Source organism: Marinobacter nitratireducens (assembly GCF_000708045.1).
In the GTDB taxonomy this organism is placed as follows: domain Bacteria; phylum Pseudomonadota; class Gammaproteobacteria; order Pseudomonadales; family Oleiphilaceae; genus Marinobacter; species Marinobacter nitratireducens.
The window spans coordinates 442537-468403 of record NZ_ANIE01000005.1; the positions used below are offsets into that span (position 1 = coordinate 442537).

Annotated in this window: 20 protein-coding genes; 16 read left to right on the forward strand and 4 right to left on the reverse strand. The window is 52.9% G+C overall.

Going from position 1 to position 25867, the window contains the following annotated elements; translation table 11 throughout:
* Window positions 1-57: 57 nt before the first annotated feature.
* The 7 genes from D777_RS09115 (at window position 58) to D777_RS09145 (ending at window position 7435) form a co-directional block, all read left to right on the forward strand.
* On the forward strand, window positions 58-1170 hold the full coding sequence (locus tag D777_RS09115) for a glycosyltransferase family 4 protein (protein ID WP_227501733.1): 1113 nt from the start codon (window positions 58-60) through the stop codon (window positions 1168-1170).
* Window positions 1100-1759: a sugar transferase gene (locus tag D777_RS09120; protein WP_051669030.1), complete on the forward strand. Its 660-nt coding sequence runs from the start codon at window positions 1100-1102 to the stop codon at window positions 1757-1759. Before D777_RS09115 ends, D777_RS09120 begins: the two co-directional genes overlap by 71 nt.
* Window positions 1743-2402: an acetyltransferase gene (locus D777_RS09125; protein WP_227501720.1), complete on the forward strand. Its 660-nt coding sequence runs from the start codon at window positions 1743-1745 to the stop codon at window positions 2400-2402. The genes D777_RS09120 and D777_RS09125 overlap by 17 nt, the downstream gene beginning before the upstream one ends.
* Window positions 2403-2432: 30 nt before the next feature.
* A complete protein-coding gene (locus tag D777_RS09130) occupies window positions 2433-3608 on the forward strand; it encodes a DegT/DnrJ/EryC1/StrS family aminotransferase (RefSeq protein ID WP_036130903.1) in 1176 nt (391 codons plus the stop codon).
* A complete protein-coding gene (locus D777_RS09135) occupies window positions 3608-5572 on the forward strand; it encodes a polysaccharide biosynthesis protein (RefSeq protein WP_081849513.1) in 1965 nt (654 codons plus the stop codon). The genes D777_RS09130 and D777_RS09135 overlap by 1 nt, the downstream gene beginning before the upstream one ends.
* A gap of 58 nt (window positions 5573-5630) precedes the next feature.
* Window positions 5631-6893, forward strand: a complete 1263-nt coding sequence (gene tviB / locus D777_RS09140) for a Vi polysaccharide biosynthesis UDP-N-acetylglucosamine C-6 dehydrogenase TviB (RefSeq protein WP_036130906.1) — start codon at window positions 5631-5633, stop codon at window positions 6891-6893.
* Between the two features lie 173 nt (window positions 6894-7066).
* Window positions 7067-7435 carry a histone-like nucleoid-structuring protein, MvaT/MvaU family gene (locus D777_RS09145; protein WP_036130909.1) on the forward strand — a complete coding sequence of 123 codons (369 nt, stop codon included), beginning with the start codon at window positions 7067-7069 and terminating at the stop codon, window positions 7433-7435.
* A 44-nt stretch (window positions 7436-7479) separates the two neighbouring features.
* Here the strand turns inward: D777_RS09145 and D777_RS09150 are convergent, their stop codons facing one another.
* Entirely contained in the window at window positions 7480-8439 is a 960-nt protein-coding gene (locus D777_RS09150) for a GGDEF domain-containing protein (RefSeq protein ID WP_036130912.1), read from the reverse strand.
* A gap of 4 nt (window positions 8440-8443) precedes the next feature.
* Window positions 8444-9475 carry a response regulator gene (locus D777_RS09155; RefSeq protein ID WP_036130916.1) on the reverse strand — a complete coding sequence of 344 codons (1032 nt, stop codon included), beginning with the start codon at window positions 9473-9475 and terminating at the stop codon, window positions 8444-8446.
* Between the two features lie 377 nt (window positions 9476-9852).
* Here D777_RS09155 and D777_RS09160 point away from each other — a divergent pair, with 377 nt between their 5' ends.
* Both D777_RS09160 and sbcB read left to right on the forward strand, forming a co-directional pair.
* On the forward strand, window positions 9853-10734 hold the full coding sequence (locus D777_RS09160; protein WP_036130921.1) for a hypothetical protein: 882 nt from the start codon (window positions 9853-9855) through the stop codon (window positions 10732-10734).
* A gap of 47 nt (window positions 10735-10781) precedes the next feature.
* A complete protein-coding gene (sbcB, locus tag D777_RS09165; RefSeq protein ID WP_036130923.1) occupies window positions 10782-12230 on the forward strand; it encodes an exodeoxyribonuclease I in 1449 nt (482 codons plus the stop codon).
* Between the two features lie 66 nt (window positions 12231-12296).
* Here the strand turns inward: sbcB and D777_RS09170 are convergent, their stop codons facing one another.
* Together D777_RS09170 and D777_RS09175 are read right to left on the reverse strand one after the other, a co-directional pair.
* Window positions 12297-14297: a tetratricopeptide repeat protein gene (locus D777_RS09170; protein WP_036130926.1), complete on the reverse strand. Its 2001-nt coding sequence runs from the start codon at window positions 14295-14297 to the stop codon at window positions 12297-12299.
* Window positions 14298-14326: 29 nt separating this feature from the next.
* A complete protein-coding gene (locus D777_RS09175; RefSeq protein WP_036130930.1) occupies window positions 14327-15820 on the reverse strand; it encodes a flagellin N-terminal helical domain-containing protein in 1494 nt (497 codons plus the stop codon).
* A gap of 336 nt (window positions 15821-16156) precedes the next feature.
* On the opposite strand from D777_RS09175, the gene D777_RS09180 reads away from it, so the two are divergent.
* The 7 genes from D777_RS09180 to D777_RS18240 all read left to right on the forward strand — a co-directional run bounded on the left by D777_RS09180 (window position 16157) and on the right by D777_RS18240 (window position 25810).
* A complete protein-coding gene (locus D777_RS09180) occupies window positions 16157-17278 on the forward strand; it encodes a DegT/DnrJ/EryC1/StrS family aminotransferase (RefSeq protein ID WP_036130933.1) in 1122 nt (373 codons plus the stop codon).
* A complete protein-coding gene (locus tag D777_RS09185; RefSeq protein WP_036130935.1) occupies window positions 17275-17994 on the forward strand; it encodes a WbqC family protein in 720 nt (239 codons plus the stop codon). The genes D777_RS09180 and D777_RS09185 overlap by 4 nt, the downstream gene beginning before the upstream one ends.
* Entirely contained in the window at window positions 17978-18670 is a 693-nt protein-coding gene (locus D777_RS09190; RefSeq protein WP_036130938.1) for a class I SAM-dependent methyltransferase, read from the forward strand. The genes D777_RS09185 and D777_RS09190 overlap by 17 nt, the downstream gene beginning before the upstream one ends.
* The gene (locus tag D777_RS09195) at window positions 18667-19467 is read left to right on the forward strand and encodes a sulfotransferase family protein (RefSeq protein WP_051669032.1); all 801 of its coding nucleotides are present in this window, start codon (window positions 18667-18669) and stop codon (window positions 19465-19467) included. The genes D777_RS09190 and D777_RS09195 overlap by 4 nt, the downstream gene beginning before the upstream one ends.
* Before the next feature lie 46 nt (window positions 19468-19513).
* Window positions 19514-20539, forward strand: coding sequence for a methyltransferase domain-containing protein (locus tag D777_RS17650; RefSeq protein ID WP_051669033.1), 1026 nt, complete (start codon window positions 19514-19516; stop codon window positions 20537-20539).
* Window positions 20540-20554: 15 nt separating this feature from the next.
* Window positions 20555-24172, forward strand: a complete 3618-nt coding sequence (locus tag D777_RS09205) for a glycosyltransferase (RefSeq protein WP_036130940.1) — start codon at window positions 20555-20557, stop codon at window positions 24170-24172.
* 150 nt (window positions 24173-24322) lie between these two features.
* Window positions 24323-25810, forward strand: coding sequence for a flagellin N-terminal helical domain-containing protein (locus tag D777_RS18240; protein ID WP_036130943.1), 1488 nt, complete (start codon window positions 24323-24325; stop codon window positions 25808-25810).
* Window positions 25811-25867: the final 57 nt, after the last annotated feature.

The following is a 25867-nucleotide window of genomic DNA, read 5'->3' on the forward strand; positions in this document are numbered from 1 at the left end:
AGTGTATGGTCTTCCTGACACTATGACGAAGATATGCGGAGCTCCGGTTTGAAGCTGGTGATTGTCACAACTGTGCCGGAAACCCTGGCGACCATCCTTCGAGGGCAGCCCAAATGGCTTGCGCAGTATGCCTCGGTTATATGTGTTTCCTCGTCAGGTCGGATGCTGGAAAACGTGCGGGAAAATGAGGGCGTTCCTCTGGAAGAGATCGGGATGTGTCGCGGTATCAATCCGATCAAAGATCTGACCTCCATCTTCAGGATGTGGAAACTTCTACGCAAAGTTAAACCCGATATTGTTCACTCGTATACACCCAAAGCTGGCCTCGTCACAATGCTCGCGGCGTTTTTTGTGGGTACAAAAGTACGCATCCATACATTCACCGGCCTCGTTTTTCCGACTTCTGTTGGGCTAAAGCGCTGGATTCTGGTTTGGGTCGACAGAATCGTTTGCGCAGCGGCTACTCATGTCGTTCCAGAGGGGAAGGGCGTCGCTGCAGATTTGCAGAAATACCACATTACTCCCAAGCCATTGCGCATAATTGGTAACGGCAATATTGCTGGCATAGATATTAACTACTTTCATCCGGACAAGGTCGACCCGGTTGACGTTTCTGGAAAACGAGCTTTTACATTCGGCTTTATTGGCAGGCTGAATCGAGATAAAGGATTGGATGAGCTCGTAACCGCATTTGAAGGCCTGCGCGGCAGTGCCCGTCTTCTGCTCGTGGGAGGTCTGGATGAAAGTGCGCCTATAAGCGATGACACCTACCATAAAATTAAATCTAATAAACACATTCATGAGCTGGGCTTTATGGATGATGTAAGACCTGCATTGGCAGCGTGTGACGTTATTGTTTTAGCCAGCTACCGCGAGGGATTCCCCAATGTCGTTATCCAGGCCGGCGCTATGTGCAAACCGGTAATTGCCTCGGATGTCAGTGGGTCCAACGAAATCATTGAAGATGGTATCAATGGTTGGCTTGTCCCTCCGAAGGACTCTCAGGCACTCGCAGAGCGCATGAACTGTGTTATGGAGTTGCCAGAGGAGGAGTTGCGATCATTGGGTCGAAGCGCCCGAGCGAGGGTTGTGGAACGCTATGACCAGCGCGAATATCGGCAGCAACTGCTGGCGTACTACAGGAGGGCGGCACTTGAAGCGTGTATTTGATCTATTAGTTGCGCTTGGCTCTTTAATAGTTTTGTCGCCAGTCCTGCTGCTTCTTTCCATCCTGATATATTTTAAACTGGGTGCTCCGATCCTGTTTTGCCAGACTCGCCCGGGTAAAGACGGACAGCCTTTCAGAATGTGGAAGTTCCGAACCATGCTCGAGTCAGTCGACAGTGAAGGCAACTTACTACCAGATGCCCAGCGGATAACTCACTTCGGCCAATTTTTGCGATCGACGAGTCTGGATGAGCTTCCTGAACTCTGGAACGTCTTTAAAGGCGATATGAGTCTGGTGGGTCCGAGGCCGCTCCTGATGGAGTATCTCCCCTTATATTCACGAGAGCAGTACCGCCGGCATGAGGTCCGTCCGGGAATAACAGGGTGGGCTCAGGTCAACGGACGCAATGCCATTTCCTGGGACGAAAAGTTTAGACTGGATGTTTGGTACGTCGACAACCGTTCGTTTTGGCTGGACTTGAAAATTATGTTCCTTACGGCAAAAAAGGTTCTGGTGCGGGATGGCATAAGCAGTGAGGGAGAGGCGACCATGTCCAGGTTTACGGGAAATGATAATGAGTCAGGTAGATGACATGCCCGAGCAACTGATTGGAATTTATGGGGCGAGTGGTTTTGGCCGCGAGGTAATGCCGATTGCCCGTGAGAACTTATTAATTGATGGTTGTGAGCTGGTTTTTATAGACGATAATCCTGAGGCCAGCGAAGTAAATGGAGTCAGTGTTCTTTCCTATCAGGAGTTTCTTGAGAGGAAAGCTGAGGTCAAGAAAGTCTCTGTGGCTATCGCGAATGCGAAGGTTCGCCGGGAGATCGAGATGCGTTGCTATGCTGACGGCATAGAACCTTTGTCCATTTATTCATCAAATAGAGTGGTTTTGGATCAGGTTAATATTGGTCCAGCCTGTATTCTCTGTCCGTTCGTTACGTTAACGTCAAATATAACCATCGGCCATTCTTTTCATGCGAACTTATACAGTTACGTCGCTCACGACTGCAAGATTGGTGACTATGTGACATTTGCACCTTCTGTGAAGTGTAATGGGAATATTGTGATCGAAGATTTTGCCTATATCGGCACTGGGGCAATAATCAAGCAGGGAAAGCCAGGGCAACCGATTGTCATCGGTAAGGGGGCAACAGTTGGAATGGGTGCTGTTGTGACCAAGAGTGTCGCGCCCGGAAGTGTTGTTATTGGTAATCCTGCCAGGCCGTTGTGACCTGTAACGATTTTGCCGACTGGAGGTTTAATGTTAAACGGACCTTTCTCGCCTTGGCCCTCCTACACCCAGGAAGAAGCCGATGCAGTCTCCCGGGTTTTGCTCTCGAATCGTGTCAACTACTGGACCGGCCAGGAGGGGCGCAAGTTTGAGCGTGAGTTTGCCGAATATGTGGGGACTGAGCACGCTATCGCGCTGGCGAATGGTACCGTAGCCCTCGATCTGGCATTGAAGGCTCTCGGAATTGGACCAGGAGATGAGGTGATCGTGACACCTCGCACCTTCTTAGCTTCGGTATCTAGCATCGTGACCGCAGGTGCGATTCCCGTTTTTGCCGATGTCGATCGTTGCTCCCAAAACATCACACCCCATACCGCCCGCAAAGTATTGAGCCCAAGAACACGAGCAATCATTTGCGTTCACCTGGCGGGTTGGCCCTGTGATATGGATGGTTTTTTGGAGTTAGCCGATGAGTACGGCCTGTTTCTTGTAGAAGATTGTGCTCAGGCCCATGGAGCACAATACAAGGGTCGGTCCGTTGGCTCGATCGGGCATGTCGGATGTTGGTCTTTCTGTCAGGACAAGATCATGACGACCGGCGGCGAGGGCGGAATGGTCACAACGAATGACTCGGCATTATGGTCTCGGATGTGGTCATATAAAGACCATGGGAAGAGCTGGGAAGCCGTTTACGAACGACAGCACGCGCCGGGATTTCGATGGCTTCATAACAGCTTCGGGACCAATTGGCGCATGACCGAGATGCAAGCGACAATTGGCCGGATTCAGTTAGGGCGCATGGCGGAATGGCACGAAAAACGGCTCAGAAACATGCACGCCATCCTGGAGTGCGCCAAGGGGCTCAGGGGATTAAGAGTCACAGAACCCGGCCCGGAATTGGAGCATGGGGCATATAAAGGCTATGTGTTCATCGAAGAAAGTGAGTTAAAGAAGGGGTGGGACCGGGATCGCGTCATAGCTGCGATCGTTGACCGAGGCGTCCCCTGCTTTTCTGGGTCTTGCTCAGAGGTATACTTGGAAAGGGCATTCGATGGCACGGGATGGCGGCCAGAGACTCCATTGAGTGGTGCTCGGGAGCTCGGTAAAAGTAGCCTGATGTTTCTTGTTCATCCGACATTGACGGATCACGAGATCCGTAAAACGTGTTCCGTTTTGGCGGACGTTATGGCGGAGGGGGCACGTTAATGTTCCAGAAGTTTCTTGAGCTTCCACGGTTTCATAAACGCGTCATATCGGTCTTTGCCGATGTCGTTGCCCTCTTTTTTTCCCTGTGGGCCGCCTTCTCGCTTCGATATGACCAGTACCCCTGGGTTCCCACAAGCGAGCATGTGCTTGTACTGGGCTTGACTGTCATTTTCACCATCGGCTTGTTTGTGCGCCTGGGGCTTTACCGCGCAGTGGTTCGTTATTTAAGTGACCGGGCTTTTTTAACGGTCGTCGGAGGCGTGACGGCTTCTGCCATTGTGCTGATTCTTTTAGGTTATTGGCTTGAAGTACTGGTTCCCCGCTCGGTACCCGTTATCTACGGTGCTCTGGCTTTTATTTTTGTATCGGGTAGCCGAATGGGTGTGCGTATACTGGTTATGCGTCCTTCGGGCCATGACAAAGAGCGTGTGGCTATCGTTGGCGCCGGGGAAACGGGCTTACAACTGTTTCAAGCGCTTGAGCAAGGAACCGAATATCTCCCCGTAGTGTTTATCAGCTTCGTGGAATCCAATCACAGGACACTTATCAGTGGTGTTCCGGTATACGATTTAAACCATATAGAAAAGGCAGTTAGGTCAAACGATGTTGGACGTCTTCTTCTTGCTCTCGACATTGACTCCGGTGTTGACAGAAAGGACCTGCTAAAAAAACTGGAGCCTCTATCCCTCCCAGTGCAGACGATTCCGAGCATGAGGGAACTGATTGCTGGGCAGAAGCGCATAAATGACATAAGAGATCTTGAGATAGAAGATCTGTTGGGACGAGATCCGGTCCAACCTGACAATGCTCAAGTTGCTGCCAGCTTGCAGGGCAAGGTGGTCATGGTAACCGGAGCTGGCGGGTCAATTGGCTCTGAGCTATGCCGGCAGATTATTCGCCATAGGCCCTCGAAGCTGGTCCTCTTCGAACAATCTGAATTCAGCTTGTATGCGGTTGAGCGGGAGCTGAGGGGCTTAAATAGTATCGAAGGTTTAGGGGTGGAAATTCTTCCTATCCTTGGCAGTGTGGTGCACCGCAGGCGTTGTGAGGTTGTGCTAAAGACCTGCAGGGTGGATATCATATACCACGCTGCGGCGTACAAGCATGTACCGCTGGTTGAGCACAATATTATTGAAGGGGTTCAAAATAATGTTATCGGGACCGCGCATCTCGCTGAGGCTGCTATCGCGGCCGGGGTGAGGCGTTTTGTTCTGATTTCTACCGATAAAGCCGTTCGTCCGACCAATGTGATGGGGGCAACCAAGCGCATGGCCGAGCTTGTTCTGCAGGGGCTGGCCCAAAAACAATCGGAAACCATTTTTTCCATGGTTCGTTTTGGAAATGTGCTCGGTTCCTCTGGTTCGGTTGTCCCTTTGTTTCGGGATCAGATCAGGGATGGGGGGCCCGTCACCGTTACTCACCCCGATATCATCAGGTACTTCATGACTATCCCAGAGGCCAGCCAACTGGTTTTACAGGCTGGGAACATGGGGGAGGGCGGTGAAGTGTTCGTGTTGGATATGGGAGAGCCCGTCAAGATTGCCGATTTGGCCCGAAAGATGATCCATTTGATGGGGCTGATGGAGAAGACGCCGGATAACCCTGACGGCGAGATCGAAATAGTATTCTCCGGCTTGCGGCCCGGTGAGAAGCTTTACGAAGAACTATTGATTGGGGATGATCCACAAGGTAGCGCCCATCCTCGGATCATGATGGCTCGCGAGACTTATATGCAGTGGAAAGACGTTGAAGACACGCTCAATCGTTTGAATAAGGCCAGTCGCGAGTTTAATTGCTCATCCATTATAAATATCCTACAGAAGGCTCCTACAGGGTATACACCGAGTGAAGATATGTCTGATCTGATTTGGGCGCAGAGTGAGCATGGGGTAAGCACATTGGAGCACTCTGGTGGTGTGGTTCGCCAGTTGCCGATTCCCCTGTCAGATGGGCCATTTGGATAGCGCTGATAAATCTTGATTGCCTCCAAGAAGAGGCTCATGAGTAATAAAGGAATATTGAATGAAAAGAATTGCCGTCATCGGCCTTGGCTATGTAGGCCTGCCTCTTGCCGTCGCTTTCGGAGAAAAACGCGATATTGTCGGCTTTGATATCAATAGCAAGAGGATTGCTGAACTCAAAGATGGGCTCGACTTTACTCGGGAAGTTTCACCCGAGGAATTGGCGGCTGCATCAAGATTGTCTTTTACCGACAGTCTCGAAGAAATTCGTGATTGCCAGGTATTTATTGTTACGGTTCCCACGCCTATTGATGAGTTCAAAACACCAGATCTCACACCTTTGGTGAAGGCGAGCGAAACCGTCGGAAAGGTGCTCAAGCAGGGCGATATCGTTATTTATGAATCCACCGTCTACCCGGGCGCAACCGAAGAGGTGTGTGTGCCGGTTCTGGAGCGGGTGTCCGGCCTCGTATTCAATAAAGATTTCTTTGCGGGGTACAGCCCCGAGCGTATTAATCCGGGCGACAAGGAGCATCGGGTCACCACCATAAAGAAGGTGACATCGGGGTCTACTCCAGAAATTGCTGAAGAAGTTAATGCGCTGTATGCAGATATAATTACGGCCGGGACTCATAAAGCCAGTTCCATAAAGGTGGCTGAGGCAGCAAAGGTTATTGAGAATACCCAGCGGGATCTGAACATTGCGCTAATGAATGAGCTCTCAATGATTTTTTCCCGTCTAAAGATTGATACCCATGAAGTGTTGGCAGCGGCGGGAACCAAGTGGAACTTTCTTCCCTTCAAACCTGGCCTGGTTGGTGGCCATTGTATTGGTGTTGACCCTTACTATCTAACACATAAAGCCCAGGCGATTGGTTATCATCCGGAGATTATTCTTGCTGGCCGCCGTGTGAACGATAACATGGGCCCCTATGCGGCAGCTGAGTTGGTGAAGGCTATGATTAAAGCCGGTGAAACCATTGCAGATTCCCGTGTTCTGGTCATGGGGCTAACCTTCAAAGAGAACTGTCCGGACCTTCGCAATACCCGGGTTATTGATGTGATTCGTGAGCTCGAAGACTATGGATGTTCTGTCGATGTAACGGACGCCTGGGCTGATAGTGACGAGGCGCACGAAGAATACGGCATCAATTTGGTTCCTTCACCAGAAGCCGGAACATATGATGCGTTATTTCTCGCTGTGCCTCACAAAGAATATGTAGCGATGTCTTCACAAGCGTTACGAGGATACCTGAAATCAGACGGTGTGCTTTTTGATTTGAAGGGGGTTCTACCTCTCGGAGAGGCCGATTTGAGGCTCTGATTTGCCGGAGCTTTGGTTGAAATAAAAGGCCGATCTTTTGATTGGCCTTTTTTTATTAACGAAGTGACATTTAATTATTTTGCCAAGATTCGGAATGTTGTTTATTATTAAGATGACTTTCAGTCAGATATTCCTCTATTTTAAAACCCTTCATTAAATAAGGTTTTAATTCCATGGCAAAGATTAACGATTACTATCAGAAAAAACAGCTTATGGAAAAGCTTGCGGCAGAGCTGGAACAGCTTGAAAAGGATCAGGCTCTGAAAGGCGAACTGGAATTCGAGAATAAAGTTCGCGCTTTGATGAAGGAATACGACAAGGCACCAAAGGATGTGCTCCAGATTTTGTCCGCCATTGACCCTTCAATCGGTGGTGCCAAGGCGGAAGGTGGAACAGGTACTCGCGCCAAGCGCCCGCTGAAAACTTACAAGAACCCGCACACCGGTGAAGTCGTGAAAACTCGCGGCGGTAATCACAAAACTCTCAACGAGTGGCGTGACAAATACGGTAAAGAAGCGGTGCAAAGCTGGCAGGAAAATTAATACCTGAAGCAGCCGTAAAAAAGCCCGGTATTACCTGGGCTTTTTTATGCGTCGAAAACCATAACTCGATTTCGGCCAGATTTTTTCGCGGCGTAGAGTGCCTCGTCAGCCTGTTGCATCCACTGCATGTGGTTTTCGGGAACATCGGTTAATTGGGCAATCCCCATGCTGATGGTGTATTGGATCGGGCCAGCGGTGGTATCCACCACGCTTTGCTCTATCCCTTCACGAATTCTTTCGCAGATGATCTTGGCGCCCTCTGCATCAGTCTCTGGTAGGATGATTCCAAATTCTTCGCCGCCGTATCGGCCAGCGCTGTCGGACTGCCGAAGATTATTAAGCGTCATGCCGGCTGTGTGTTTGATAACCTCGTCGCCAGCGAGGTGTCCGTAGGTATCGTTCACCTTTTTGAAGCGGTCGATGTCGAACATGACCAGAGAGGTGGCGTGGCCATACCGCCGATAACGTTCGTACTCGGCGTCCACCAGGTTTTCCCAGGTGCCCCTGTTTTTGAGGCCGGTCAGGCGATCGGTCATACTCAGTTTTGCAAGCTGCTCATTGGCACGCTCCAGCGCCCGTTTGCTGCTGGCAATATCGGTGACGTCGTACACCATGAGGCAGACCTTCTCCACGTTTCCGGTTGTTCCGGAAAGGGGACTGATGGTGAGGTTCTGGAACATGTATTCCTCAGTTCCGGTAATGGGGCGTGTATTCCGGAACTTGAACAGGTAAGGGCGTTGTTCCCACGATGTAAATGCACGGGTATTGAGCATGGCGACGGCATCCACCTTGCGGGTCAGCCAGGCTTCCGGAATATCCGGGAATACATCGAAAAGAATCTGATCGCGAATTCGGCTGGCTGTGATCCCGCTATGGTTTTCCATAAATCCATTCCAGGCCTGAACCCGAAACTCCAGGTCCAGCACCACCAGGCCGACTTCGACGGACTCCAGCATATCGGCCAGCCAGTGGAATGCGTTCACTTCGTTCTCATTCATCGCCATGGTCTCAGTCCGCCAGATATTCGAGACGTTGCTCAAGGAAAGGCACGGAGTCCTCCGTAAGGAGAATCAGCATGTCGCAATGGATATCTCGGTCCTCGAGTCCGTAGCTGATTTCAATACACAGCAGCTTCTCATCCCTGTTGCTGTGATGCTCCAACAGTTCGGTGATCTGGCGGTGCTGGCCAAGCACGGTCGGATGGCCAAGCCCCAGTTTAAGGTCGAGTTGATCGCCAACGCCTTTGAGGAAAGCACCGAACAGGATGCTCGACATATCCATTAACACTTCTATGTTGACTGCTTCGCCCTCGACAGAATCGTAGTGCAGCATCTCTGCCATTTCCCGAAAACTGGCGTCGGCGAACAGCAGCAGGGCCTCGCCAGCGATGCCAGCTCCGGTGAAGCCCTGGCAGACCGCGGAATAGGTGTCATCCTGCTGGGCGGCGGAAATGGCCATATGCAGCTCTGAGTTGGCGATAAAGGCAACCTTTGGAATGGGCTGCTTGACGAAAACCCGGAGCAGGCGTGCGAGAAGATCCGAAGACCTTCCCATGGCCACGTTGGAGATTTCCTGGAGGTAGTCGTTCAGGGAAACGGAAATCTCGGGGCCATGGTTGCCTTCCGAGTCTTTGAGCGCGCCATCATTCAGCGCTGTGTCCTCAAGGTCGCTTGGGCTGTAAAACCCATACTCTCTGAGTAGCTCGAGTACGATGCTGGTTTCGGTCGGCTTCTTTATGAAATCAATCGCCCCGAGTTTCTGCACGCGCTCGCGGGCTTCCGGCTGGATGTCGCCCGATACCACGATGGTCAGTACCGGCAAATCTTCCCGGCGAATGCATTCAAGCACCTGATATCCGTCTATTTCTGGCATATTCAGGTCTAAAAATAATAGCTCGGCTTCGTGGTTTCGAAGCTTTTCCAGGGCTTCGGTGCCGTTCTCCGCAAACTGGATACGGCTGGCCAGGCTGTCGGGCAGGGCTCTTGCCATCTGTTTTCTGGCAAGTGCCGAATCATCGCAGATTAGGATGCGGGTGGTCATGCAGGCTGCCGTGCTGGGTGAGTTGTTGTGCAAAACGTGTATTAAATAAGCAGGAAATTATAACAGGGCCTGGCCTTATGTACACGCAAGCTACACCAATCATTGGGTGATCAAAATATAGTCGCCCATGGCTGATTTGAATCTGTGACTACCATCAAACTTGGCTCACTATTAATGGATTGTCACGGGCGAATGTGACGATATTCACTCTATTGGCCTCGCAGCCTCGGATATAGTGCTTCTGCGGCAAATAAAAAACATTTTGTTACATAACTGAATGCCGCCCATCAGGCACGGCAAAACCAAAAACAAGCCGGTCGGTGGTGGAGTCGGGCGTCGGAAGCTGACTCTAACGACACTAATCAGAGACACAATCTATGAAACAGCATGCGTATGGATACGCTGCCTTGGTCCTGTGCTGCCTGGGTATGACGCCCGTTGCCCTGGCAGAACTGAAACCCATCTCTGACGAAGCTATGGGTGATGTGACCGGGCAGGCATTTATGCACGTCGAGAGTATTCCCGGCCCGAATCACGAGTTCACTCGCATGACGCTGGGTATGGATGTGGAAACCCGGGTCAATATTGATAGTGCGGAGCTGGGTGTGATTGATGCCGGGGCGGATTTTTCCGCGTCGGACATTGCGCTTGGTCATATATCTCGCGACGCGACGACGGTTCAGTATGACGGCAATACCTACGCTGAAGGTGACGCTGTGCCGTTCGAGGCTGTCCAGCCCTATATCGAGCTGGCGGAGAACCCTGCTGGCACTGAACTAGCCGGCTTTCGCATGGGGTTCAAACAGGCTCGCGGTTCCGTATCTTCTGTGACCTCCAGCTTCAGCGGGGATATCGGTGTCACCCTGGTGGACGGCACTGGCGTGGAGCATGCAGCCACATTGTTTGATGGCAACACTCAGGCAACGAACTACCGGGCCACCCACATTGGCATCAATGACGGAACGGCGGATTGTGCCACGGGCACTAATTGCGCGCCTCTGTCACACCTTCAGTCGTTCGTTGTAGGCTCTGACAACGGGGACGGCACAACCGGCTTCACAGACGATTTCTTCATTGGCATCCAGCGCGAAGGGGTGGATTGGCAAAGCCCGGATGGCGCCAATGTGATTACCGCCGGGAAGGGCGTCTTCATCAACCTCCCGAGTAGTATGAAAGTCGATCTGGGCCAGCTCACCAGTTCCAGCGGAGTGCCCAGGCTGAGGACCCATCAGACCGATATGGGGACCAAACTGTTTTAAATGGTAAACTCCTGCTCAATTGTAACTTTAAAGGCAGGAGTATTATTTTGATCCGCTCGTTTTACTGGCACGATTATGAGACCTTTGGTGTGGATCCGGTCCATGACCGGCCCTCCCAGTTTGCCGGTGTGCGTACCGATGCGGATCTCAATATTATCGAAGATCCGCTGGTGATCTACTGCAAGCCAGCGGATGATTACCTGCCATCCCCGGAAGCCTGCCTGATTACAGGTATCACGCCTCAAAAGGCCCTTGAAGATGGGTTTCCTGAGGCGGAGTTTATTGCCCAGATTAATGAGGCATTCAGCCAGCCCGGAACCTGCGTTGTTGGTTACAACAGCCTTCGGTTTGATGATGAGGTTACCCGCCATACGCTTTACCGGAATCTGCGCGATCCCTACGCCAGGGAATGGCAGAACGGCAATTCCCGGTGGGATATCATCGATATGGTGCGGCTCACCTATGCATTGCGGCCGGAGGGTATCAACTGGCCACGCAAAGAGGACGGCAGTCCCAGCTTTCGTCTTGAGGAGTTGACCGTCGCCAACGGCATTGCCCACGAAAGTGCCCATGATGCGATGTCGGACGTGGAAGCAACCATTGCCGTTGCGCGCCTGATCAAGGAAAAACAGCCCAAGCTTTTTGATTTCGTTCTTCAGAACAAGGACAAACATTCGGCCCGCAGCATGCTGGACACCGGCACGATGAAGCCGGTGTTCCACATATCGTCAAAATATCCAGCCAGCCGTGGCTGTTGCGCATTGGTCGCGCCGGTTGCGGAGCATCCCACGAATAAGAATCTGGTGATCGTGTATGACCTGCGCGAGGAGCCGGAAGCGCTCATTCAGGCGTCCCCCGAGGAGATTCGCGAACGGGTGTTCACGGCTCAGGCAGAGTTGGGCGAGGGCGTCACGCGCTTTCCGCTCAAAGGTGTGCAGCTCAATAAGTGCCCGGTCCTGGCCCCGGCGACTATGTTGTCGACACTGTCCAAGGAACGGCTTGCCGAGCTGGAGCTTGATGGTGATCTGTTGCGTGCAAACCTGGCAAAACTCAGAAAGGCGCCAGACTTGCCGGCGCGAATTGCTCAGGCGTTTGATCAGGGATTCGAGGGTAACGATCTGACCGATCCGGACGAACAACTCTATGCCGGTGGTTTCATCAGCAAAACTGATCGGGAGAAGCTGAATTGGCTGGTTCAGCAGCCGATAGCAACGTTGGGTGAGCAGGAGGTTCGGTTTGAGGATGAGAGGCTGCAGGAAATGCTGTTCCGCTACCGGGCTCGGAACTATCCTGACACGCTTATTGGTGAAGAGATGGAGCGCTGGGAATCTTTCCGGTCTGAGCGGCTGATGCATCCCAAGAAAGGCTGGCGGTCGTTGGAAGCATATGGGCAAGAGCTTCAGAGGCTGGCCGCGGATCCGCAACTGACGCCAACGAAACAGCAGGTGCTTGAGGATCTGCACCTCTACGGAGAGTCGTTGATTCCTTATATGTGAACGAATGATGGGCCAAGGAGGCAGGACGAAGATCCGTCCAGCCTCCTCTAATGGCGCTCGTTTCGCCTAACGACGTTTGGTGAAGTAAAGGCTCAGGCCCTGACCAGAAAGGCTCTGCACCTCACTGCCCAGTGCTTCCGCCTGAATCTGTTGTTGAACCAGCGCAGTCCCCAGGCTATGCCCATCGGCATCCCGGGCCTTCACCAGTTTCCATTCCACCTCGTTGCTCAGCAGCCCCATCACTTCCTGAAACTGGGCGATATCCTGAGGACGGAACCAACGATCAGCGCAGCCCCCGAGGCTGTAGAAGTTTTCGTCTGCGATCAGGTCTAGCCAAAGTTCATCCTGCTGATTGGTCATCACCATCCGGCGTAGCTGACGAATTGCGGTGTGAGTGGGCTGCAGGTTGTGTTCGCTAATCAGTCGACGCACCTGACGGTCGCCCCGGGTCTGTTCTGCGACACTGGTATGCATGTGGACGACTGCGCCAGCTCCCGAGGCCTGTGAAACCAGAGCCGCGAGAGATAACTCACTCATCGCAGGAGAAGGCAGCCTTCCGATTTCTATCCAGTGCACCTGATGCCCATCAGCAACAAATCGCTGGGCGATGGACCACGGCCAGAACACGATATTGTCCAGCTCCATTTCGCTTGCCATGCGAGTTGCTTTGGCGATGTTCGACAGAGATTCGTCAACAGCGATCACCTCAACGTCGTCAAGATAGCGAGCCAGCTCCATAGCCCGTTGGCCGGATTGAGCCCCGCAGACCATGATGCGCAGTGTGTCTGGCAGTTGATCGGTAGAGAGTTTTAGCTCCGAGAACATCAGGTGCTTGAGGCTGCTTTCGGTTCGATGGGCCAGCTGAGTCCATGCTGGCCAGGCTTGGGGAACGTCTGCTTTTTCCAGGCACAGCTCTTGGGCTTTCTCGTCAAAGCTTTGCTTGATCCCTTCCTCGCTTGCGCGGTTGTAGTAGCTGGCCGCCATGACTGGCTGCAGGGCGACGGGCCAGTCGGAAAGGTTCCATTGCCCCAGGTGCACTGCAAAGTCCTGGTGGAACTGGGCGCCGTACATGGCGCTGATCATCAGGGAACCGACTAACGCATCCTGAGGCTCGCCCATCATGAATTGAGCCTTAACGCTCTCATTGACGGTGGCGACCAGGCGTTCCTCATCATCCGCAGCTGAGAGCGCGTAGCCGGTGCGATCCGCGTATTGAGCGATGGCAAGGGTCAGAGGCTGAAGCTCGTCTCGTAATTCAACCGTCTGTGCCACCTCGGCCAGAACCGCGCGGCGCAACAGCGTAACGAGTTCTTCAACGGCGGGGCTCGGCATCAGGGTTTTCTGGAGGGCAAGCAGCAGCAGCTCGTCTTCACACGCGGCTTCCAGCAAAATCTGGGCATCCGGGTTACCGAGATCGTATTGCTCGTGGATGATGGCGCCAACAAACCGACCAAGCTCCTGATGGGGCAGGCCGTTCCGCTTCAGAAGCGCGATGGCATCCAGAGCTAACGCCGAATCGGCTTTATTGACCTTTAGGTGTTGGGCACAGGTCAACATGCCGCTGTACACGGAATCCCATTCTGCGCCGGTTTCAAGAAGCTTTCGATAATGCAGATAGGCAACGTCAAATTGCCCCTGGAGCCGTTTGGCGTGAGCAATGCCACAGAAAGCGGCGGCGGATTGCCGGTCCAGCTCGAGAGCTTGAAGGAAGTACTGCTCGGCAAGCGACGGCCTCTCTGTTTTCAGTGCCCAATACCCGAGATTCGTGTATTGCTGAGGTTGTTCCGCATTCACATCCAGGCTGCTGTTGAACAGTTCCTGAGCCCGTTCCAACCGCCCACTGTCGAGTTCGACCCGGCCCAACAAACCCAGAGCCACGGCATTGCGGGGTGCCAATTTAAGAGCCTTTTCCAGCAAATTGCGACACACCCCGCGCGCCTGAACCCGGCCAATGTGGCTCAGGTTATTATTGTTAGATTCTCCGTAAGCGGCGTTTGCCTCGATCAAGAGACGCGCGGCGTCCGCCTGTTGGCTGCGGGATTCTTGACTGTGATGTTGTGCTTGCATGGGTCACCTCAACCGATCAATTTTGAGCCTTAGCCCTGGAGCAACTGCAGTACCTGCTGCGGCCGGGCATTGGCCTGAGCGAGCACTGACAGACCTGCCTGCTGAAGTACCTGGGTTCGGGCAAGGTTTGCAGACTCCGCTGCGAAGTCCGCATCCTGAATCCTGGAGCGGGCTGCAGAGAGGTTCTCAGAGGTTGTGCTCAGGTTCGCGATGGTAGACTCGAGTCGGTTCTGGACAGCACCGAGGTCGGCTCTGATTCCGTTGATGGTTTCAAGCGCGGAGTCGAGAACCCGCATGGCACTGCTCGCCCCTTCGAATGTGCTGATATCCACATCCGCGAGTTTTTCCGGTTCGGAGCCGAAGGTATCCGTTGTCGCAAAGATGCCTCCTGATGCACCGGCGACCGTGGAGGAGACGGCGAAGCTGGACGCAGAATCAAAGGCTATTTCACCGGCTATCCTGGCGCTGTCGGTGCCGCCGGTCGTCAATGTCGCAGTGGCGTCGGAAGAACCAGTGAGATCGATCGCGGGCGAGCCTGCGCCGTTACTCGTAAACTCCTCAATGACAATGTCTCTGCCATTCTCCTGAATGAGGGTGATGGTTCCGCCGTCGACTTCTGCTGTAATTCCGGTTTTACCGCTGCTGGCATTAATTTCCCGTGCTAGCGGTTCAAGATCGGTAACGTCGGAGATCTGGGCGGAGATCGTGGCCTCATTCCCGTCGCCAGTCGATAGAGTCATCGTTGCGGTGCCGCTGGCGGTCAGGTTGGACATCTCAAGTGTGGTTCGTGCGGATGCGGAAACACCAGTCGTTTCAGCTTTCTTGTTGATTTCCGCCGCTATATCTTCAGCCGTTGCACCGGATGCGGTGATGCTAACCGTTTGCTCATCCAGCGAGCTGGAAATGGTAATGTCCTGTGGCTGAAGGCTGTTCAATGCCGGGGCAGTACCACCCGATGCAGTTGCAATAGAGCCTGTTGCACTGCCGCTGACCGCCGTCTCAAGGGTGTTGTTGGCGAGAGTGTCAATGCGGGTGCCCGTGATAGACACGGAAATGGTTTGGTTCTCATTCGCACCGGCCTGGAATTTTTGAGCCTGGAAGGTTCCATCGAGAAGCTTCAGGCCGTTGAATTCCGTTGTGGTCGCGATGCGCTCCATCTCCTGCTTGAGTTGGTTCACCTCGGCCTGGAGAGCCTTTCGGTCAGACGCGGAGTTGGTTGCGTTGGCGGCCTGCACCGCCAGTTCACGCATCCGCTGAACAATATTGCCGGATTCACCAAGAGCACCCTCGGCTACTTGAGCGAGTGACACGCCATCATTGGAGTTTCGAACCGCCTGGTTCAGCCCTCGCACCTGAGATGTAAAGCGCTCGGCGATGGCCAGACCTGCGGCGTCATCTTTGGCAGAGTTGATTCGGAGGCCAGATGACAACCGCTGGAGCGTGGTGTCTGCGTCTCTCTGCGATGTGTTCAGGTTGCGTTGGGCGTTCAGCGAAGCAATGTTCGTGTTGATGATCTGAGGCATGTCTGTTCTCCCTGCTCAGCGGTCGCCGGGGACCAGGTTCGTTCTTGCCCGTAGGTGAACCTTTGCCGGCCAATTTCGTTTGTTTGCCGTTTGGGTCGGAATAAGCGATGCTCGTGCCAGCCTGATAAAAAAGCATTAATATCAGCATGTTGAGAACTTGGTCTCTCCAGGGCGGTAGCTCCGGAGGCAGCCGAGTCAATAAAATGGCTGATCAATAGGTAATCTTTTGCCGTTCCTCTCCGCCAGGGCAAACTCTGTTGGAGTAGATGTGAAATTTACTGCTAGGATAAGAAGCACTTACAGAACAACATTCCTCTTACCTGCGAGGCGAGAAATTTGCCCGGTGACATCATTACGGTTACCAAGCCGTCCCTACCTGAGCTTGATGACCTTCAGCCTCTTTTAAGGCAAATCTGGGACAGTGGTCGCCTCACGAACGGAGGCAGCCTTCACCAGGAATTGGAATCCCGCCTATGTGAATACCTCGGTGTGGAGCATCTCTCGCTTTTTGCGAATGGGACTCTTGCCCTGGTTACAGCTTTACAAGCTCTGGGTGTTACCGGGGAAGTCATCACTACGCCTTACACCTTCGTGGCAACATCTCACGCATTAATATGGAACAAGTTAAAACCGGTTTTTGTCGATATTGAGCCGGACAGCTTTAACATGGATCCCATGGGCATTGAGGCGGTAATTTCAGATAAGACGACGGCCATTCTGCCAGTTCACTGCTACGGAACACCGGCCAATGTGGCCGAAATACAGGCAATTGCAGACAAGCACGATTTACGTGTGATCTATGATGCGGCGCATGCATTTGGGGTGAATTATGATGGCTCCAGCCTTCTCGATGCCGGCGATGTGTCGGTGCTCAGTTTTCACGCAACCAAAGTTTTCAATACCTTTGAGGGTGGCGCGTTGGTGTGTCGTGATGCCGAAACCAAGCGGAGAGTCGATTATCTGAAAAACTTCGGGTTTGCAGATGAAGTGACGGTGGTGGCTCCGGGCATAAACGGAAAGATGAACGAGTTTCAAGCGGCAGTTGGCTTGCTGCAGCTCGACAGAATTGACGATGTGATTGCAGAGCGCCAACGACTATATCGGCGTTACGCCGATGCACTTGCGCGGGTTCCGGGCGTTGATCTGATGCCTGAGCCTGGCAATACGAAATGGAACTACGCGTATTGTCCGGTTCTCGTTCGTGCTGAATTTCCGATCAGTCGAGACGCGCTCTATAAGCGATTCCGTGAGGCAAATATTCTCGTCCGCCGGTATTTCTACCCGCTGGTGACCGATTTCCCGATTTACCATGAGGCCAGGCGACTGGCGATGCCAAATGCACGCAAAGCTGCAGACCAGATTCTTTGTCTTCCGCTATACCCGGACTTGTCCTGTGACGAGTTCGACCGGATCATCGCGGTCATTCAAGGGGCATTGAGTGCGGAGGAGCGGGAATGAATCTGGCAATTATGCAGCCCTATTTCTTCCCCTACCTCGGTTACTTCCAATTGATGGCAAGCGTCGATCAATGGGTGGTTTTCGATGACATCCAGTTCGTCAATAAAGGTTGGGTCAACCGAAACCGTGTTCTGCATCCCGATGTGAACAAAGAGTGGAGTTACATCACGGTTCCCTTGGTGGGCAAAAACAGATTTGACCGGATCACAGATATATCCGTTTCTGACGATAATTGGCGCGATAAGATGAGGGGGCAGTTATCGTTTCTGAAGAGGCGCGCCCCTTTTTTCGGTGAGGCCATGGACTTTTTCAATGTGTGCGTCGATCAGCATGAACACAACCTGGCCTCGTTCCTGACTGAGTCGTTGCGGCGGGCTGCGGAGATTCTGGGGATAGCACCAGTCTTTCGTGTTCAGTCTGAGGCGGCTTGGGATCTGAGTGCTGTCGAACACTCAGGGCAGTGGGCGCTGGAAATTTCAGCTCTGCTGGGTGCGAGTCGCTACATAAACCCCGTTGGGGGCAAAGAGCTGTTCAATGCGGCAGAGTTCGAGGCGCGGGGTATCGAACTGGCATTTCATCATCCGGCTCTTCAACCATATACACAGGGCGGCAGGGCATTCGTGCCCGGGCTTTCCATCCTGGATGTTTTGATGTGGAATGGGGTTGAGGGTACCCGCAAACACATACAAGAAGGGACTCATGACTTCGGTAACTGATGAGCATTACACGGATCGAGTGACGCGCAGTGATGACCTCCTCTGGCAGGTGGGAAAAACCGTCAATGGCAATGTTGTCGGGGAGGATCAAATTGAGTTGATCATCGAGCGAATTTGTACCGCGCTAAACCTCCGAGCGGACGATAGGGTCCTCGATGTCGGTGCGGGTAATGGTCTGCTGACCAGCATTGTGGCCGGTCGCTGCGCCAGAGTAACCGGTGTTGAAAGAAACCAGGCGTTATATGAAAGGGCCCTGCGTGCAAATACCTGCGGGAATGCTTCCTATGTTTGCCAATCCCTGAGCGCTCTGGATTGCTCTTCTCTGGATTTCAACAAAGCCTTCCTTTACGAAGTGGTCCAGCATCTCGATTTCTCCGAGACTGCAAGCTTCATTGAATCGGTCTTCAAACAGCTGCCGGATTCCGGGGCTGTTTTTCTGGGTGGTATTCCGTCTGAGCTGCAAAAGTGGTCTTTCTACGGCACTGATGAACGGCGCAAACAATACTTTAGGGGACTCGCAAAAGGTACTGATGTGATGGGGACCTGGTACCACCCGGAGTTTTTTGGATGTCTCGCGGAGGATCTGCAGCTGGAGTGCCAGGTTCTCGTTCAGGATAGCAGGCTCTACACCAGCTCTTACCGGTTTGACTGCCTCTTGAAGAAGCGTGCTTTATGAGAACTATTATAATAGTGGGAATGCCTCGGTCGGGCACAAGTTGGCTGGGTCAGATTATCAATAGTCACCCTCAGGTGGCGTTTAGAACTGAGCCCCTTTTCGCCTATCGTTTCAAAAACCGTCTTAATCCGCAGTCAAAGAAATCTGAGATTCAGGCGTTCCTTGATGACCTGTTAGCCGCCGAAGACGATGACTTTTTGATGCAGCGACACCATGTTCAATCCGGCGCATACCCGGATTTCCGGAAAGTCGATGCAGGTTTTCTAGCCTACAAGACTTCCCGGCATCACGAATTGTTGGATACGTTTCTTTCATCTGGCCTCGATATTCATGTCATTGGCATAGTGAGACACCCTTGCGGAGCGATAAACTCCTGGATTCACTCACAGAAAGAGTTTCACAAAAAAGGATGTGTGGTTGCTCAGGATTGGAAAAGCGGAGCCTGCCGGAAAGACGGCGTAGGGGAATACTGGGGCTTTGAGGACTGGGTATCGACAACGCATCATTTTCTGGATCTGGAAAGTCGCTACTCCGAGTTCTCGCTGGTTAAGTACTCCGATTTGGTCCGGCAGCCCACTGAGATTTCAAAGGCTATTTTTGACAAAGCTGGTTTGAGTTGGTGTGAGCAGACGGAGGAGTTTCTTTGCAATTCACAGCGGGAGCACAATGCAGATCCATACGCTGTCTTCAAAGACAGGTCGGTTAATGATCGTTGGATGAGCGAGTTACAGCCTGATCTCATCGACGAAATTCTGAAGAGGGTGCGGAGTGAGGGCCTGGACCGGTTTCTGGAATGATGGGAGGTCCGGTGCGCGAAATGCCCAAAGGGGGAGCAAAGAAATTATGTCAGTGACGGACATCGCAGCGTTGAAGCAGCAGGCGTATTCCTGCTTTGAGCAGGGTGATTTCTCGGGTTCTGCCGCGTTGTTGAGCCAGGTTGAGAGCCTGACAGGAAGTAACCCCTCGCTAGCCAATGATATTGCGGTTTCCCTGTTCAAGGCGGGCGAGCTTCAGAAGGCGCTGGAACGCTTTCGGCATGCGGCCGAGTTACAGGCTCAATCTTCATTTCTGATCGCCGATAATCTCTCCGAGATGATGGGGACGCTTATCGAGCAGAAGCCCCAACCTGGTCTGCTGAACCACTTGTCATCTACATACTGTCCCGTATGCCAGAGTTGCAATGAAGGGTTCAAGCCGCTGCCAGATATGTACAGGCAAAATTCTGAGAAAGTCGGATACAAGCATTTTGGCAAGGGAGAAATGACCCCGAGGGATTCGTACTTTTGCTCGGTATGTGGCGCTTCTGACCGAGAGAGGTTGTATGCGTACTGGATATCTTTGGCGTGTGCCAGGAACAAGCTAGACAAGGAAAGCCGGCTGATTCACTTTGCTCCAGAAAGTGGCCTGGCCAGTTGGATCAAGAAATGTGGTTTCAAGCACCACTACACTTCCGATTACATGATGTCCGGTGTTGATTACGCCTGTGATCTAATGAATCTGGCGTTTGAAGACGGGAGCGTGGATTTTTTCATTTGCAGCCATGTTCTGGAGCACGTCCGGGATGATCGGAAGGCATTGAGTGAGTTGCACCGGGTTACCCGGCCTGGCGCGCTGGGAATCCTGATGGTACCCATCATTGTTGGTCTGGAGGAAATAGATGAGGATCCCGATGAGACGGACCCAAACGAGCGTTGGCGGCGTTTTGGTCAGGATGATCACGTGAGGTTGTACAACCGCAAGGGATTCGTTGATCGGATTCTAGAATCGGGTTTCAAGGTTGATCTTCTGGACAGTCAGTACTTCGGCGCAGCCACCTATGAATCTATGGGGCTCAAGCCCGAGAGCACTCTTTATATCGTTGAACGCTAAATTAACGGATTGTTTATGAGCAGTGAAGTGTCACCAGATGTGTCGGTCAGTTTTGTTATTACTGCGTTCAAGGATCATTACCTCGAGGCGGCTATTGATTCGGTGTTTGCCCAGTGCGGGGTCTCGTCGTTTGAAATCCTCGTTCTCGATGATTCCCCCAGCAAGGCTGTTCACGACGTTGTCGGAAAATACGACGCGAGTATCATCCGTTATATCCGCTCAGACCATCAGCTTGGCGGGCAATTAGGGCTCGATTATGGAGTTCGCCTCGCGCGCGGTCAGTACATCAAATTTCTGAATGATGACGACATACTGGAAGAGGGATGTACCTCTCGCCTGATAGCAGCACTGGAAGTTTCGGGGGCGAAACTCGCGACCTCCAAGAGGCATCTGATCGACGATGAGGGAGCGTTCCTCAAGGAGCATCTTTTCTCATTGTGTCCGTTTGACCGGGATGTTCTGGTGAAAGGGAGAGATCTTCTGGAGTTCCTCCGCGTCTTCCCCCTGAACTTCATTGGCGAACCGAGTACCGTACTGGCCAGACGACGGGATTTGTTGGGTAAGTTTCCACACATTAGCTCACTGAACAACCGGGTTATTACCTCAGTGAACGATCTTGCCATGTATGCCGGTCTCCTGATAGACGGGGATCTGGCCTATCTTTCCGAGCCTCTTTCCCGATTTCGTCTCCATGCCGGTCAATCCCAAAGGCAGGGTAGTGCTGAGGTTTTGGGGACTACGGGCAGAGAAGTTCTGCTTTCTCAGTTTGATGCCATCCTGGGTGGTGAGATGGGAGAGGCTGGCACGGTCAGAGCGCGGCCGCTTTTTCAGTCAGGAGGTGCCTACACACGGGTTCCGTTGAGAAAGGTATTTCAGGATGCGGGTACCATAACGGATCAGGCTCTATCTCAGTTTTCATCGCTTGATCGTCGAAGGGAGGCAATTGCCGGCGGACGTGCGGAGGCTTTGAACAACTGGTTTGGTCAGCGGCAATTGCCGGCACCCCTGGCAAAGGAGTTGGGGGAAAAGGGAAGTGGAGAAAGGCTTTGCCTTGTTATTGTGGACGAACAACCGGATAGGTTTGGCCTGAACCTCTCTATAGCGGCGTTCCGTGTTGCCCGCTATTACTGCCCGTCACTGTCCTGCGTGGTTCTTAGCCCTTCACCCGAGTCCTACAACAGGGCTGTGTTTCAGGACGTTGAGTTTGTGGGCTATGAGTCGGGTGCCCTGGCCGGGGCGCTCAATCAGGTTGTGGAGTGCATGGAGTCGAGGTGGTTCACGGTAAGCCGAACGCCTGCGGAAATTACGCCACAAGGTGCTCTGATTCTCATGGCTGAGCTTGCCGAAGCCAACGAGCAAATCAAGGCTGTTTATGGCGACGAGTTGATCGATCGGGGAGGATCCACACAAAGCGGTCTGTTCAGGCCGGGAATGAATCTGGATTTGTTGCTCAGTTCCCCCGCGGACATGTCTCGCCATTGGGTCTTCCGTCAGGAATATGTGGTTTCCGTTGGTGGTTTTCGTGGAGAGGCCGGCGAAGCTCTTGAGTTTGATTTGATTCTTCGAACGCTGGAGTCTGAGGGGTTTGGATCGTGCGGCAGGATGGATGAACCACTGTTCCTGGTGCGTCCGGACCAGCAAAGTTATTCACTTGATCCGTACATGAGAGCAGCCCATGATCATTTAGAGCGTCGGGGGTATGGTTCTGCGGTTGTACAGCAGGGTGCGGCGGCCGGTACATTACGGGTGCGCTATGGCCACCCTTCCAGTCCGCCAGTATCCATAATCATCCCGACAAAAGATCAGCTTCATCTGCTTCAGACGTGTATTGAATCCATTCTGGAAAAGACGACATACCCCAATTATGAAGTGGTGATCGTTGACAACAACAGTGAAACCCCTGAGGCCAGAGCCTGGCTGGACGGCCTGGCGGGGATGGGAATTCCGAACCTTCGGGTGCTTCGTTACAACAAACCGTTCAATTTCTCTGCGATTAACAACCATGCTGTCCGCGAAGCGCGCGGTGAGTATGTGCTTCTGCTGAACAACGACACAGGCATCATCAGCCCGGAGTGGCTTGATGAACTGATGAATCATGCCCAGCGCCCGGAAGTCGGTATCGTTGGGGCTAAGCTGCTGTTTCCCTACGGCAAGGTGCAACATGCCGGCGTTGTAGTGGGAATGAGGGGGCCTGCTGAGCATGTGTGTATTGATGCTGAAGCCAATGATCCGGGGTATATGAACCGGCTCATGATTGATCAGAACTACTCTGCAGTGACGGCTGCGTGCATGCTGGTTAGAAAATCGGTCTATGAACAGGTTGGAGGCTTGGATGAAGAGGCATTCGCCGTTTCCTACAACGATATCGATTTTTGTCTCAAGGTCGCTCAGGCTGGGTATCTGACGGTTTGGACGCCGTATTCCCAGGTTATGCATGTCGCCAATGCCAGCCAGACGTCGGTCGATAAAACGGCCGACGACAAGAAAGTGAAGCGCTTTCAAAAAGAGCAGGAAACGATGTTCGAGCGCTGGTTGCCCTATATGGGGAATGATCCCGCTTTCAACCGCAACCTATCTTTAAGGGCGAGTGGTTTTGAAGTTGATCACCGGGTGGAGCTGAATTGGCAGCCCCAGAAGCTGGTCGGATTACCAACGATTCTTGCGCACCCCGCAGATCAGTGGGGCTGTGGTCATTATCGCATGATTCAACCGATCAACAGTATGAGAGAGCAGGCTGTGGCGGGCGGAATGGTTTCATTTGACTGGTTGTCCGTGCCTGAAATGGTTCGTCTGGATCCGGATGTTCTGGTCTACCAGCGCCAGATTACGGACCAGGCTGTCGAACATATGCAGTATGCCAAGCGTATTCTCAAGAAGCCGACAGTCTACGAGTTGGATGACTACCTTCCGAACCTGCCAATCAAGAGTGCTTACCGGGAAAATATGCCAAAGGATATCCTTAAATCCCTGAGGCGTTCCTTAAAACATGTGGATCGATTTGTTGTGTCCACCGAGCCATTGGCTGAGGCGTTTTCCGGGATACACCCGGATATTCAGGTGATCGAGAATTGTTTGCCGATATGCTGGTGGTCAGATCTAACGAGTCTTCGTCATCAATCCGAAAAGCCCAGAGTGGGCTGGGCGGGGGGTATGGGGCATACCGGAGACCTGGAGCTGGTCGAGGCGGTCGTAAAAGAGTTGGCCGATGAAGTCGATTGGGTGTTTTTTGGCATGTGCCCGGATGGCTTGCGGCGATTTGTAAAAGAAGTTCATGAGGGAATCGAAATCTCTCAATACCCCCGCAAACTGGCCAGCCTTAACCTGGATCTTGCAATAGCCCCTCTGGAAGACAATCTGTTTAACCGGTGCAAAAGTAACTTGCGATTGCTGGAATACGGTGCCTGTGGTTTTCCGGTTGTGTGCAGTGATGTTGAGCCCTATCAGGCTCATGAATTGCCGGTCACCCGCGTGAAAAACCGATTCAAGGATTGGGTTGATGCAATCAGAATGCATCTGTCTGACCTCGATGAGACGGCACGGAGCGGAGATCGTTTGCAACAAGTGGTGCGAAAGAACTGGATGTTGGAAGGGGAAAACCTGCGCCGCTGGCGGGATGCGTGGACTAAATTTTGAGCTATTACATTCTTTAACAAAAGAATCGAAAAAAATCCTAAAGGACAGGGAGATGGTGCCGTTAAGTGGAGTAACAGGGCGGCGCTCTCAAACTGAACCGGGCGCCAGACCGATTCAAGAGAAAACGACAACAGTCGAAGGAGAAGCGTAATGGCTCTCGGTATTAACACTAACGTTGCATCACTGTCCGCTCAGAACCAACTGAACCGCTCCCAGGAGCAGTCCAACCAAGCGCTTCAGCGTTTGTCTTCTGGCCTGCGCATCAACTCCGCTAAGGACGATGCAGCCGGTCTGGCAATTTCCAACCGTTTCGAAGCTCAGATTCGTGGCCTGAACCAGGCAACTCGTAACGCCAACGACGGTATCTCTCTGGCACAGACTGCTGAGGGTGCATTGGGTGAAGCTGGTAACATTCTGCAGCGTGTACGTGAGCTGTCAGTTCAGTCTGCCAACGCATCCAACTCTTCTTCAGACCGCCAGGCTCTGCAGGACGAAGTGAATCAGCTGGTTTCCGAGCTGGATCGTATTGCGACCACAACCAACTTCAACGGCCAGAAGTTGTTTGATGGCACCTTCGGCTCTGCTCAGTTCCAGGTAGGTGCTAACGCGAACGAGACTATCTCCGCGTCTACTTCAAACCTGCGTACCGATAAATATGGTAACAACCAGGTCATCGCGAGCGGAGCTGCAGCAGGTACTGCTGCCTCTGGTGGCGCCGCGGTCAACGGTGTTACTTCCGGTTCCGTGGCCATCAACGGCTCACTGGGTTCCGAGACCATCAGCATTGCAGCTAACGCTACTGCTAAAGACATCGCCGCCGATGTGAACTCCAAGACAGATGATACCGGCGTTACTGCGACTGCTCGCACAGAGGTTGACCTGTCATTTGCTGCCTCCGGCAGTTACACCCTCAACCTTACCGGTGACAACAGCGAAGCGCAGTCAGTATCCTTCACCATTGATGCTACAAGTGGTCAGGATTCCCTGTCTGCAGCCGTAGCCGCGATTAATGATCAGTCTTCGAAGACTGGTATCACTGCTCAGGTTGCTGAAGATGGTGCGTCGGTGATCCTGACCAACGAAACTGGTGCGGACATCGTTGTGGGTGATACCGGTGTACAGAACGCTGGTAACGTTAGCGTCACCAAACAGTTCCGTGATGACGAAGGCGTCCTGCAGGATGCTGGTGCGGCTGCGACTCTGACCGCTGACACCACGGCAGAGGACGTTGCAACCAGTGGTTACCTCCAGCTGGATTCTAACCGCTCCTTTGCGGTAGACGTGACCACTTCCAACGTCTTCGCGGACGCAGGTTCTGAGCTCAGGAAAGTATCTGATCTGGACGTCACCTCCTTCGAGAGCGCGACTCAGGCACTGAAAACCGTTGATGCTGCTCTGGATAACATCAACTCCCAGCGCGCCAAGTTCGGTGCCCTGCAGAGCCGGTTCGAGAGCACCATCTCCAACCTGGAGTCCACCAGCACTAACCTGAGCGCGGCTCAGAGCCGGATTCTGGATGCTGACTTCGCTGCTGAAACTGCCAAGCTGTCAAAGGCCCAGGTACTGCAGCAGGCTGGTATCTCGGTACTGGCACAGGCGAATGCCCGTCCCCAGCAGGTTCTGTCCCTGCTCCAGTAAGGGCTTGAACGGTAAAGGCCGGAACCTTCGGGTTCCGGCTTTGCGCCGTTAAAGAAT